The following is a 12,673-nucleotide window of genomic DNA, read 5'->3' on the forward strand; positions in this document are numbered from 1 at the left end:
CCGAGTCCTTGAGGCCGCCGACTTCCGGGGCTGGTGCCCTCACCCCGCCCATAGTTCCTCACGGGCCGTCATCAGCGCGAAACCCAGCAGGTTCGGACCACGCCAGTCGGCCGGGCGCTCGGCCCGGGGGCCGTCCACGGCCAGACCTATGCCCCATGTCCGGTCCACCGGGCCGGCCTCGACCAGCACCCGCTCCCCGGTGTTCAGCAAGAACGTCCGCAGCTCCGGATCGCTGTCGAACTTCCGCACATTGCCCGCCACCACCAGCCCGAACCGCTCACGCGCCCAGACGGCCTCGTCGAAATCACGGACCAGTCCGCCCGCCTTCTTCGCGGCGGCCGGGCTGCTCGCGGTCAGTGCCCGGTGCTCGGCCTCCGCGTCCCCGAACAGCCGCGCCTTTCCGGCCATCATCCAGTGCTCGGCCGTCGCGTACGCCACCCCGTCGGCCGTGAAGGGTGACGGCCACCACTGGTTGAGGCAGCTCGCGCCGATCCGGCCGTCCGGGCGTGGGCGGTGCCCCCAGAACGGCAGGTACGTGACCCGTTCACCGCGTGCGGCCCTCGCCACCAGATCGTCGATGTGCTCCATGCCGCGAGTGTGGCAGCCGCCACTGACACCCCGGTACGGGGTTTTCCCGGGGTGCGGACCGCCTCGGGACGATAGTGCGGAGTGGGAGAGCGTGGCGCCGGGCTACGCGATCCCGCCGCCGGTCATGCGGCGGTCCGGCCGGGAATCCGGCGGTCGAGCGGGGAGTCCGACCTCGATGATCTTGGTGTGACCCACTTCACTACTGATCGGTAGCCGAACTCGCGTCATGAATCGGCGTCACCTCGCTCTCCCCGGTACGACGCGGTGGCAGAACGCCGCCGCGCACGGATGAAGGGCGGTGGGCCGATGGCCGGCTCGGAGGTGAAGGCGGCAGTCGACTGGCTCGTATCGGTGGCACTCGATCCAGCGGCCTGCCGGTGGGCCTGGGAACGCGACCCGGCAGGAATCGTGCTCCTTCCGGCCGGGCGGCGCTGGGACGTGCTCGTCCTGCCGGAAGGGCTGGGGCGTCCGACGCTCGATGTGCTCACCCGGTTCGCCGGGCGGCCGGGTCCCGTGCTCGGCGACGCCTCCGGTGCCCGCACGGGCTTCTTCGTGGCGCCGGGTGCGGCCGATCGCTGGGTCGGCACGGGGACGCGTGGGGTCGGGGCCGGCACCTGGATCGCGGTCCCGCATCCGGGCCGGGCGGTTGCTCCGTACCCCGGCCGGACCGCTGCCCCGCACCCCGGCCGGTCTGTCGGCCCGGCCGGCGCGGGGGTCCGCTGGCTGGTTCCGCCCGACGGTTCCGGCGCCCTCACCGACGTCGCGCGGCTGGAACTCGCGATGCACGAGGCGGCGGCCGTGACGGCTACCGGACACGGCGACCCGCACACCGGACGCCCGCGTGGGGCGGGGGAGCCGCGCCGTCCCTGGAGTGGCGGCCCTGACGGGCGGGACGAAGAGGGCCGCCTCCCCTGACGTGCTGCCAGAGGTCTTGACAACCGGATTGGTCTGGACCATGTTGTGCGCGCCACACTCAATTACCCCCCGCACGGAGGCTGTTGTGGAACGCACGGGACCCCCCGCCCGATTTTCCGGACTTCTGGCGACATTCTCGGCGACACTGCTCGCCGCAGGCTGTCTGGCCGCCATCGCACCGTCCGCCTCGGCCGCCGACGGCGAACTGGCGCGCAACGGCGGCTTCGAGGCAGGTCTCGACGGCTGGAGCTGCACGGGAGGCAGCGGCGTCGCCGTCAGCACCCCCGTCCACAGCGGCACCTCGGCGCTGAAGGCGACCCCGGCCGGCAGTGACAACGCGAAGTGCTCCCAGGCCGTGGCGGTCAAGCCGAACTCCACGTACACCCTCAGCTCCTGGGTGCAGGGCGGTTACGTCTACCTCGGCGCCGAGGGCACCGGTACCACCGACGTGTCGACCTGGACGCAGTCCGCGGGCACCTGGACGAAACTCTCCACCACGTTCAAGACCGGCGCCTCCACCTCCTCCGTGAAGGTCTACACCCACGGCTGGTACGGCACCCCCGCCTACTACGTCGACGACTTCAGCCTCGTCGGTCCCGGTGGCGACCCGGTCGCCCTGCCGGCCGTCCCCGCCGGGCTGAAGGCCGGTACGGCCACCGCGTCCACCGTGGACCTCTCCTGGTCCGCCTCCAGCGGCGCCACCGGCTACACCGTCTACCAGGGCGGCAAGAAGGTCCTCTCACCCACCGGCACCTCCACCACGGTGACGGGACTGGCCGCGTCGACCCAGTACAGCTTCCAGGTCGCCGCGACCAACGAGGCGGGCGAGTCCGCCAAGTCGGCCGCGATCACGGTCACCACCTCGACCGGCGGCGGCGGCGGTGACGGCGGTGGCTCGGGCAGCCTCCCGGCCCACGCGCTCGTCGGCTACCTCCACTCCAGCTTCGCCAACGGTTCGGGCTACACCCGCATGGCGGACGTACCCGACTCGTGGGACGTCATCGACCTCGCCTTCGGCGAGCCGACCTCCGTCACCTCCGGCGACATCCGCTTCAAGCTCTGCCCGGTCACCGAGTGCCCGAACGTCGAGTCCGAGGCCGAGTTCAAGGCGGCCATCAAGGCCAAGCAGGCCAAGGGCAAGAAGGTGCTGATCTCGATCGGCGGCCAGAACGGCCAGGTGCAGCTCAACACCACCGCCGCCCGTGACACCTTCGTCTCCTCCGTCGGCAAGATCATCGACGAGTACGGCCTGGACGGTCTGGACATCGACTTCGAGGGCCACTCGCTCTCGCTGAACACCGGTGACACCGACTTCCGCAGCCCGACCACCCCGGTCGTCGTCAACCTGATCTCCGCGGTGAAGAGCCTCAAGGCCAAGTACGGCGAGAAGTTCGTCCTCACCATGGCCCCCGAGACCTTCTTCGTGCAGCTCGGCTACCAGTACTACGGTTCGGGTCCCTGGGGCGGTCAGGACCCGCGCGCCGGGGCCTACCTCCCGGTCATCCACGCCCTGCGCAACGACCTGACCCTGCTGCACGTCCAGGACTACAACTCGGGCTCCATCATGGGTCTGGACAACCAGTACCACTCGATGGGCGGCGCCGACTTCCACATCGCGATGACCGACATGCTGCTCACCGGGTTCCCGGTGGCGGGCGACACCACCAAGGTCTTCCCGGCGCTCCGTCCCGACCAGGTCGCCATCGGCCTGCCGGCGTCCACCCAGGCGGGCAACGGCCACACCTCACCGGCCGAGGTCACCAAGACGCTCAACTGCCTGACCAAGAAGACCGACTGCGGCAGCTACCAGACCCACGGCACCTGGTCCGGACTGCGCGGCCTGATGACCTGGTCGATCAACTGGGACCGCTACAACAACTGGCAGTTCTCGAACAACTTCGACAGCTACTTCGGTAGCTGAGCCCGCCCTTCCCGGCGGGCGCGGCAGCCGAGCGGGAAGAGCAGCAGTCCACTGAGACACCAACTGCCGAGCACGTCCAGCGGCCAGTGATAGCCGCGCAGCACGAGGCCGATGCCCGTCGCCACCGTCACCATGACGGCGACGGGCATCGGCGCTTTCCGTACGGCCCGGACGAGAACGGCCCGGACGCGAACGGCCCGGAAGGGAACGGCCCACCGGACGGGAACGGCCCTGGGCGCTCCCACGTGGGGCAGGGCCCGCGGCGGGGTACGGGGAGCGGGGTCCGGCGGGGTGCGGAGCACGGCGCGGATCAGCAGGGCCGCACCGCAGTACGCCACGGCGGCGGTCGCGGTGTGTCCGGACGGGTAGTATCCGGTGGCCTCCGTCAGCGGTCCCGACCGGGCGAAGGCGGCCTTCAGCGGGACGAGCACGGCGGGTACCGCGACCATGGCGAGGGCGGCGTACACCGGCGCGCGGCGCGCTCCGCGCCACAGCGCGTACCCGATCGCACCCACCAGGACGGGCAGGGCGACCTGGACGTCGCCGAGATCGGCGAGGAATTCCGTCAACCGGCCGGGGCCGTGCCCGACGACGGCCCGCCCGGCCCGCTCGTCGGCCGCGCGCAACGGACCGTCGGTCGCGATCTCCGCGCTGACGAGGGCGAACAGGCCGAGCAGGGCCACGAACACGGCGGGTGCGAGGAATCCGGGACGATGTCCCGGCCCCGTGCGGCGCCCGGGACGACGCCACGGGCGGAAAGAAGTCGGCCGCCCCGGAACAGGGGGGGTGGTTCCGGGACGGCAGACTCGACCGGCGTGCCGCGCGCCCCGGGGGGTGTGGGGCGCGCGGCTGCCCGATCGGTGAGGAGTTCCGGAGTCCGAGGCTCCGGCGGTGTGCGCGAAGGCACGTCCGGGGCGGTGCCGGGAAGGCGCCGGCCCGGTGACGTCCGCGATGTCCTGCGGACGGGGTGTCTCTCTCATCTGCGTAAACCGTAACGCCGTACGGGGAGGCACGACAGCCGGAAGGCGATCCCGCCATCGGGCTCCCACACGTTCTTCACAGGCCGTACCCGGATCGCGGCCGGCGGGGCGGCTTCCGGCTTCTCGGGCGAGGCCGGTGAGCGGAAGGTGTCCGGGGGTGCGGGATGCGTCGCCCCCGGTCCCGTGCCGGCTCAGACTTGGGCGAAGGCGCCCTCGATGATGTCGAGCCCTTCGTTCAGCAGCTCCTCGCCGATCACCAGTGGCGGCAGGAAGCGCAGCACATTGCCGTACGTGCCACAGGTGAGGACGAGCAGCCCCGCGGCGTGGCAGGCCTTCGCCAGCGCCGCGGTGGCCTCCGGTGCCGGGTCCTTCGTGCCGGGCTTCACCAGCTCGATGGCGATCATGGCGCCCCGGCCGCGGATGTCGCCGATGAGGTCGCCGTTGGGCAGCTTGGCCCGCATCTCGGCGAGACGGTCCTTCATGACCTCCTCGACGCGCTTCGCCCGCGCGTTGAGATCCAGCTCGCGCATGGTCTCGATCGCGCCGAGCGCCCCGGCGCACGCGACCGGGTTCCCGCCGTAGGTGCCTCCCAGACCGCCGGAGTGCGCCGCGTCCATGATCTCGGCGCGTCCGGTCACGGCGGAAAGCGGCAGACCGCCCGCGATGCCCTTCGCCGTCGTGATCAGGTCCGGGACGATGCCCTCGTCCTCGCAGGCGAACCACTGGCCGGTGCGGCAGAAGCCGGACTGGATCTCGTCCGCGACGAAGACGATGCCGTTCTCCCGGGCGAACCGGGCGATCTCCGGCAGGAAGCCCTTCGCCGGCTCGATGAACCCGCCCTCGCCGAGGACCGGCTCGATGATGATCGCCGCGACGTTCTCGGCCCCGATCTGCTTGCTGATCTGCTCGATCGCCTGGGCGGACGCCTCGGCACCGGCGTTCTCCGCACCGGTCGGCCAGCGGTAGCCGTACGCCACGGGCACCCGGTACACCTCCGGCGCGAACGGGCCGAAGCCCTGCTTGTACGGCATGTTCTTGGCCGTCAGCGCCATCGTGAGGTTGGTCCGGCCGTGGTAGCCGTGGTCGAAGACGACCACCGCCGTTCGCCCGGTGTGGACGCGGGCGATCTTCACCGCGTTCTCGACGGCCTCGGCGCCCGAGTTGAACAGGGCGGACTTCTTGGCGTGGTCGCCCGGGGTCAGCTCGGCCAGCTGCTCGCAGACCTCCACGTATCCCTCGTACGGAGTGACCATGAAACAGGTGTGCGTAAAGTCGGCGAGCTGGGCGGAGGCCCGGCGCACGACGGCCTCGGCGGAGGCGCCGACCGAGGTCACGGCGATACCGGAACCGAAGTCGATCAGACGGTTGCCGTCCACGTCCTCGACGATGCCGCCACCGGCACGGGCGACGAACACCGGCAGGGTGGACCCCACCCCGGCGGCGACCGTCGCGACGCGGCGGGCCTGGAGCTCGGCCGACTTCGGGCCGGGGATGGCGGTGACGAGGCGGCGCTCCTGCGGAACAGCGGTCATGCGGGGCTCCCGGGGGGTGTGTCGGACATGACTGTTTTCCTGCAGGCTAGGGGCGGGGCGACGGCGCGGGCATGCTCCGATCGGGAGTGTTGAGGAGGGCGTCCTTGTCCGTCACGGACAGATGCGCGTCCTCCGGGGGCCGGGACGGCCCCACCACCCGGGCACGGTCCGGGCGTCCTGCTGAACTCTCCGTGCGCGGGCACTAGATTGACCGGTGCACAGGGCGGGCTGGCTGGTCAGGGGGCAGCGGTTCATGGACACCGACGGCATGTACGACCCACGGGGCACCCGCGCGCAGCCGGTGCCCCACCCGGCCGCGCCACCACTCCCTCCGCTCCCGCCCCCGGTGCCCGCGCCGCCCGCGCCCGTGTACCCGCCGGCGCGCGAGGACTCCGGGCATCCGCCGACGGGCGGCGAGGACCGCGTGCGTCCCTCGGCGGGCACCGCCGACTCCGCGTATCCGCCGGCCGGTGGCCAGGACCCCGCGTACCCGCCGACGCGTGGCGAGGACCCGGTGTACCCGCCGAGGCGCGGCCAGGACTCCGTGCACCCCTCGGCGCGTCGGGGCCCCGCGTACCCGCCCACCCATCCGGAACCCGCGCGCCTCCCGCCGCACCGGAACCCGGCCGCCGCGCCGAAGTCCGTGGGCGGCCCCGGGGTGTCCGGCCCGGCGGTGACCGGGTCCCGCCTCGTCGAGTGGCTGCGCACCCCCCGGCGCCCCGAGGCCCCGGGCGTCTGGCGTTACGGCCATGTGCCGCGCCCGCCCGAGGCGTCCGAGGACGTCTCCCCCCGCGCGCTGCTGGTCGGTCTGCTGATCTCCGTACTGTCCGGCATGCTGGTCTGGTCGCTCTGGCGCAACGGCTACATCCCCTACCGGCTGGTCCCGCTCAAGCTGTTCACCCCCGCCGACTGGTGGTACGCCGGAAGCTTCGGCGGCCCCAGGACGGTGGGCGCCGAGCGCGCCATCGCGGTGTACAACGCCCTCGCGTTCTGGCTGATCGTCTACGGCTGTGGGCGCCTGGGGAACTGGTCCGGCATCTTCCGCCGATATATCGCCGACCGGGGACCGTCCTTCCTGGCCGGGACCACGGCGGCCGGGGCGGTCCTCGCGCTCGTCCTCGTCTGGAAGCCGGTCGTCCCCGTCGCCCGGCCTGCCCTGATCCTGGTGGCGGCCGTCGCGGGCGGCGAGATCTACGGGTCCCAGGCCACCGTCTACCTCATCTACCTTCTGATCAGCGTGGGCGTGCTGTGGCCGTTCGCCCGGCTCGGCCGTTGGCGCGTGTTCCTCGCCGCCAGGCGCCGCCAGGACCCCACCGGCCAGGAGTCCCCGGCCGGAGCGCCGCCCCCGCCGGGAGAGAGCCCCGCCACCCCCGACCAGTGGCCGGACCTCCGGGCCGCCGGGCAGAGGGACGCCGCCGAGACACTGACCGCCGAGGTCCGCACCGGCGGGATGAACGACGTGGACTGTGCCCGGATCAGCCACGCCTGGTCCGTCGCCAGGACCCGTCCCGATCTGCGGGACTCCTTCACCGGCGCCGTGCTGCGCGCCGGCGCCGCCGCCTGTCCACACCCCTCGGGCGCCCGCGATCTGCCCCGGCGCACCGCCCGGCACGATCTGCTCACCGGCCAGGTCCGCATCGGCAGGTGCGCCGACGACCCCCGTAACCCGTACGAACGCCGGGGCATCGGCATGGCCCTCGACCCCGGGCTCCTCGGCACCTCCCTGCTGGCGGTCGGCCCCTCCGGCTCCGGCAAGTCGGCCCTGCTGGTGCGGCCCGTCGTCGAGTCCCTCGCCCTGCGCACCCTCGCCGGACAGGCCGCGGTCATCGTCGTCTGCGCCGCCGGGACCCCGCTCGGCCCGGACGACGCCTACGACGTCGTCGTCAGGATCGGCGACCCCGCGTCCGTGCACGACTTCGACCTGTACGGCGGGACCACCGACCCCGACGAGGCGGCGGCGGTGCTGGCCCAGGGCCTGGTCGGCGACGTCGACACCCTGGACAGCCGGCGCGCGGCCACCGCGCTCGCCCAGCTCATCGGGCCCTTCCGGACCGTCCACGGCCACTTCCCGTCCGTACCCGAACTCCGGGAACTCCTCGAAGGCGCCTCCGAGGCCGTCACCGCACTCCGGCGCGCGCTCCACCTGGGCGGCCACCACGCGATGCTGCGCGAACTCGACGCCCGCGCACGGCAGTCGGGAGGATCGGGCGATCCCGGGCCGCTGCTCGCCGACCGGATCGCCCTGCTCGACCGGCCCGCGTTCGCCGGATTCTTCCTCACCGGGGCCGAGACCAGGCCGTTCTCGCTGCGCTCCCTCGGGCTCCTGCCGCTGCGCGTCCGCGTCGACCTCCCGGAGCGCGCCCACGCCGAGGCGTCCCGGCTGCTCGCCCGGCTCGTCCTCGCCCAGTTCACCGCCATCACCGCGGCCCGCGCCGACCGCTCCCTCTTCGCCTGCCTGATCCTGGACGACGCGACGCACACCCTCACCCCGGAGACCGTCCGGGGAATCCGGCGGCTGCGCTCGGTGAACGCGGGCGCGGTCCTCGCGCTGCGCACCATCGACGACGTCGCCGAGGGGCTGCACACCGCGCTGCTCGGCGCGGTCGGCTGCTGCATGGCCTTCGCCGGGGTCACCACCTGGGACGGCAGGCGGTTCGCGGACGCGTGGGGCAAGGAATGGGTGGAGACCCGTGAGGTCGCCCAGCACACCGTCTTCGCCGACCAGCCGTTCACCAGGGCCGTCCACGCCGTGCGCAAGCTGGTCACCGGGAAGGCCGTCACCACGGACGCGGTGACCGTGCGGCAGGTCGAGCGGGAACGCTGGTCGGCCTCCGAACTCGCCCACCGGGTCCCGGCCGGGCACGCCGTGCTGTCCCTGACGTCCGTGGACGGTGAGCACGCGCCGCCGCTGCTGGTGGAGCTCGGCGGGCGGGAGCCGGAGCGGTCCGGGCCCTGAGGAGCGAGGGCCGGGGCGCCTTGGTGACCCGGGGGAGTTGGCGCCGGGGTCCCCGGAGACGGTCCGGGCGACCAGGGCCCGAGAGGGTGCGAAAGGGCTGGTTCGCGCCGGTCCGGACCTGAAACGGATGGTCCGGGGACGGGCGAGGTTACGGCGAACCCTGCCTTCCTGGCAGAATCGAAAGCGGCCGTTCGTACGGGACGGCGTAATCGACTCCGAAGGTCCTGCGGTCCCATGCCCCCCACTCTCGCCTCGCTCGTCCAGCACTCGGCGCTCAAGCTCACGGTCCGCGCGGGGGCCGGCCGGCTCGACGCCCCGGTGCGCTGGGCGCACGCCAGCGAGCTGGCCGACCCGGTCCCGTACATGGAGGGCGGGGAACTCCTCCTCGTCACCGCCGCCAACCTCGACGCCGAGAACACCGAGGCGATGCGGCGGTACGTGCGACGGCTGGCCGGGGCCGGTGTCGTCGGGCTCGGCTTCGCCGTCGGCGTGCACCACGACGACATACCGCGGGCCCTGATCGACGCCGCCGACGAGACCGGGCTGCCACTCCTCGAAGTACCCCGCCGCACCCCCTTCATCGCCATCGCCAAGGCCGTGTCGGCGGCCATCGCGGCCGACCAGTACCGGGCCGTCACCGCGGGCTTCGAGGCCCAGCGCGAGCTGACCCGGGCCGCCCTCATGGGCGACGGGCCGGCCGAACTCCTCACCCGGCTCGCCGCCCACGTCGACGGCTGGGCCGCGCTGTACGACTCCGGCGGCGCCGTGGTGGCCGCCGCACCCGACTGGGCCGCCCGCCGCGCGGCCCGCCTCACCCCGGAGGTCGGAAGGCTGCGGGAGCGGCCCGCCCCGGCCAGCATGGTCGTCGGCGACACCGACGACCGGGTCGAACTCCAGACCCTGGGCACCGGCCGCCGGGCCCGCGGCGCGCTGGCCGTGGGCACCGGGGCCGCGCTCGGCACGGCCGAGCGGTACGCCGTGCACTCGGCCGTCGCCCTGCTCACCCTCACCACGCACCGCTCGCGCTCGCTCCAGGGCGCCGAACAGCGGCTGGGCGCGGCGGTCCTGCGGATGCTCCTCGCCAGCCAGCCCGACCACGCGCGGGCGGTCGCCGGAGATCTGTACGGGGGGCTGCTCGACGCCCCCTTCCGGCTGCTGATCGCCGAGGCGCCGCCCGGCGCGACGCCGACGCTGGCGCTCCTCGCCGAGGCCATGGAGTCCGCGGCGGTCCGCTCGGGCGAGGCGGTCCTGGCGGTGCCCGAGGGCGACCGGCTCGTGGTGCTCGCCGCGGACGGCGGCGCCGCGGTCGCCGCCTGCGCCGCCCAGGCGGCGGCACAGGACCAGCGGACCCCGCGTGAGCCCGCGGCGGCCGAGGACGGTGAGATCGCCGTCGGCCTGTCAGCCCCGGCGGGCCCGGTCACCGTCGCCGCCGCCTACAAGCAGGCCGAACAGGCGCTCTCGGTCGCCCGCCGCAGGGGCAGGGCCCTGGTCGAGCACGAGGAACTGGCGGCCGGGTCGGTCCTGCCGCTCCTCGCTGACGACGCGGTACGGGCCTTCGCCGACGGCACGCTCCGGGCGCTGTACGAGCACGACGCGAAAGGCCGGGGCGATCTGGTCGCCTCGCTCCGCGCCTGGCTCTCCCGGCACGGCCAGTGGGACGCCGCCGCGGCCGATCTGGGCGTCCACCGGCACACCCTGCGCTACCGGATGCGCCGCGTGGAGGAGATCCTGGGCCGCTCCCTGGACGACCCGGACGCCCGGATGGAGCTGTGGCTGGCACTGAAGGTGACATCGGCCGCGGGGGAGTGAGGCCGGGGTCGAGGCGGGTCTCCTCCGGCGTGACCCCGTACCGGGTCCCGGCCGGTGTCTCGGGGGCACCTCGGTGGGTGTCCGGGAGGCCGCGTCCACCCGCCGTGCCTTCCGAACCTCCTCCACCACGTGCCCATGGCGTGCCTTGCCGGGTTCCGCCATCGCCATCGTCGCCGCTACCGCTACTACCGCTGTGACCCCAGGTACCCCGGGACCCCAGGACCCCGTCGGGGCTTCCCCCTCGGAACCCTTCCGCGCCCTGGTGGCACCCCGCCGCCCCACCTTCCTGGACGGATCGGCGTACACCCGGACCTCTGCGCTCCACGACGTACAAAGAACGCACTCCGGGCGCGGCCCTACGGTGGTCCCCGACACCCCCGCTCCCCAGCACCCGATTCCCACCACTCGAAGGGCCGGACCCGCCATGACCTCCACCCACTCCTTCTGGCTGGCCGGCCGCCGGGCCGACGGACCGGACAGCTTCGACGTCACCAACCCCTGGGACGGCCGACTCGTCGGTACCGTCAGCGTGCCGACCGAGGCGCAGGTCGAGGAGGCCGTCGCCGCCGCGCACGCCGTGCGCGAGGAGTTCGCCGCGACCCCCGCGCACGTCCGGGTCGCCGCCCTCGACCACGTCGTACGCCGGCTGGCGGAGCGCACCGAGGAGATCGCCCAGCTGATCTCCGCCGAGAACGGCAAGCCGGTCAAGTGGGCCCGCGGTGAGGTCGGCCGGGCCGTCTCCGTGTTCCGGTTCGCGGCCGAGGAAGCGCGTCGCTTCAACGGCGGCGACGCCCAGCGCCTGGACACCGACCCGGGCGGCACCGGCCGGCTCGGGCTGACCCGCCGCTTCCCGCGTGGCCCGGTCCTCGGCATCGCCCCCTTCAACTTCCCGCTCAACCTCAGCGCCCACAAGGTCGCCCCGGCCATCGCCGTCGGTGCCCCGATCATCCTGAAGCCCGCCCCCGCCACCCCGATCTCCTCGCTGATCCTCGGCGAGCTGCTGGCCGAGACCGACCTGCCCGCCGGGTCGTGGTCCGTGCTGACGGTCCCCAACGACCGGATGCCCGCCCTCGTCCAGGACGACCGGCTGCCCGTGATCTCGTTCACCGGCTCGGCGCCGGTCGGCTACGCGATCATGGACTCGGTGCCCCGGAAGCACTGCACCCTGGAGCTGGGCGGCAACGGCGCGGCGGTGGTCCTCGGCGACTACGCGTCCGAGGCCGACCTGGACTGGGCCGCGACCCGCATCGCCACCTTCTCCAACTACCAGGGCGGACAGTCCTGCATCTCCGTGCAGCGCGTCATCGCGGACGCCTCGGTGTACGACCGGCTCGTCCCGAAGATCGTCGCCGCCGTCGAGGCCCTGGCCACCGGCGACCCCTCGGACCCGGCCACCGACGTCGGCCCGCTGGTCGACGAGAAGGCGGCCGAACGCGTCGAGGCATGGGTCGACGAGGCCGTCCAGGGCGGCGCGGTACTCCTGACCGGCGGCGGCCGTGACGGTGCCACGTACGCCCCGACCGTGCTCACCGACCTCCCCGACGGCGTCACCCTGGCCGGCGAGGAGGTCTTCGGACCGGTCCTGTCGGTCCGGAAGGTGGACGGCGAGGCCGAGGCGTTCGCCGCGGTCAACGCCTCGAAGTACGGCCTCCAGGCGGGCGTCTTCACCCACGACCTTCAGGCCGCGTTCCGCGCCCACCGCGCCCTGGAGGTGGGCGGCGTGATCATCGGTGACGTCCCCTCGTACCGGGCGGACCAGATGCCGTACGGCGGTGCGAAGCAGTCCGGCGTCGGCCGCGAGGGCGTCCGCTACGCCATGGACGACTACACCTACGAGCGCGTACTGGTCCTCACCGGCCTCGCCCTCTGATCCTCGGACGCACCCTCGGCGATCCTGGATCGTCGCACCCGGGCGGCGGTTTCGGTACTGCCTGCCGGAGACCCGGTCCTCATGTCCGCCGCCCGGGGACGA

At 73.4% G+C, this 12,673-nt stretch carries 8 protein-coding genes; 5 read left to right on the forward strand and 3 right to left on the reverse strand.

Annotated features, from left to right (window positions below; genetic code table 11):
* Window positions 1-39 precede the first annotated feature (39 nt).
* Window positions 40-588 carry an NADAR family protein gene (locus tag PZB75_RS24030; protein ID WP_275537364.1) on the reverse strand — a complete coding sequence of 183 codons (549 nt, stop codon included), beginning with the start codon at window positions 586-588 and terminating at the stop codon, window positions 40-42.
* A 306-nt stretch (window positions 589-894) separates the two neighbouring features.
* Here PZB75_RS24030 and PZB75_RS24035 point away from each other — a divergent pair, with 306 nt between their 5' ends.
* Window positions 895-1,503, forward strand: coding sequence for a hypothetical protein (locus tag PZB75_RS24035; protein ID WP_275537365.1), 609 nt, complete (start codon window positions 895-897; stop codon window positions 1,501-1,503).
* Window positions 1,504-1,588: 85 nt separating this feature from the next.
* A complete protein-coding gene (locus tag PZB75_RS24040) occupies window positions 1,589-3,424 on the forward strand; it encodes a glycoside hydrolase family 18 protein (protein WP_275537366.1) in 1,836 nt (611 codons plus the stop codon).
* On the opposite strand, the gene PZB75_RS24045 is transcribed toward PZB75_RS24040, so the two are convergent.
* Both PZB75_RS24045 and gabT read right to left on the reverse strand, forming a co-directional pair.
* The gene (locus PZB75_RS24045; protein WP_343286259.1) at window positions 3,409-4,113 is read right to left on the reverse strand and encodes a phosphatase PAP2 family protein; all 705 of its coding nucleotides are present in this window, start codon (window positions 4,111-4,113) and stop codon (window positions 3,409-3,411) included. The genes PZB75_RS24040 and PZB75_RS24045 overlap by 16 nt on opposite strands.
* 482 nt (window positions 4,114-4,595) lie before the next feature.
* Window positions 4,596-5,936: a 4-aminobutyrate--2-oxoglutarate transaminase gene (gene gabT, locus PZB75_RS24050; protein ID WP_275537368.1), complete on the reverse strand. Its 1,341-nt coding sequence runs from the start codon at window positions 5,934-5,936 to the stop codon at window positions 4,596-4,598.
* Window positions 5,937-6,189: 253 nt separating this feature from the next.
* Between gabT and PZB75_RS24055 the strand changes: the two genes are divergently transcribed.
* From PZB75_RS24055 to PZB75_RS24065, 3 genes are all read left to right on the forward strand, one after another.
* On the forward strand, window positions 6,190-8,892 hold the full coding sequence (locus PZB75_RS24055) for an ATP/GTP-binding protein (RefSeq protein ID WP_275537369.1): 2,703 nt from the start codon (window positions 6,190-6,192) through the stop codon (window positions 8,890-8,892).
* A gap of 234 nt (window positions 8,893-9,126) precedes the next feature.
* Window positions 9,127-10,701 carry a PucR family transcriptional regulator gene (locus PZB75_RS24060; RefSeq protein ID WP_275537370.1) on the forward strand — a complete coding sequence of 525 codons (1,575 nt, stop codon included), beginning with the start codon at window positions 9,127-9,129 and terminating at the stop codon, window positions 10,699-10,701.
* A gap of 424 nt (window positions 10,702-11,125) precedes the next feature.
* On the forward strand, window positions 11,126-12,571 hold the full coding sequence (locus tag PZB75_RS24065) for an aldehyde dehydrogenase family protein (protein WP_275537371.1): 1,446 nt from the start codon (window positions 11,126-11,128) through the stop codon (window positions 12,569-12,571).
* The last annotated feature ends 102 nt before the right edge of the window (window positions 12,572-12,673 follow it).

It is taken from the genome of Streptomyces sp. AM 4-1-1, from assembly GCF_029167625.1.
Lineage (GTDB): Bacteria > Actinomycetota > Actinomycetes > Streptomycetales > Streptomycetaceae > Streptomyces.

Excerpts from the sequence above, each read along its gene's own strand:
- PZB75_RS24030 (WP_275537364.1), bottom strand. The coding sequence starts at position 588 with ATGGAGCACATCGACGATCTGGTGGCGAGGGCCGCACGCGGTGAACGG.
- PZB75_RS24035 (WP_275537365.1), top strand. The coding sequence starts at position 895 with ATGGCCGGCTCGGAGGTGAAGGCGGCAGTCGACTGGCTCGTATCGGTG.
- gabT (WP_275537368.1), bottom strand. The coding sequence starts at position 5,936 with ATGACCGCTGTTCCGCAGGAGCGCCGCCTCGTCACCGCCATCCCCGGC.
- PZB75_RS24065 (WP_275537371.1), top strand. The coding sequence starts at position 11,126 with ATGACCTCCACCCACTCCTTCTGGCTGGCCGGCCGCCGGGCCGACGGA.
- PZB75_RS24060 (WP_275537370.1), top strand. The coding sequence starts at position 9,127 with ATGCCCCCCACTCTCGCCTCGCTCGTCCAGCACTCGGCGCTCAAGCTC.
- PZB75_RS24055 (WP_275537369.1), top strand. The coding sequence starts at position 6,190 with ATGGACACCGACGGCATGTACGACCCACGGGGCACCCGCGCGCAGCCG.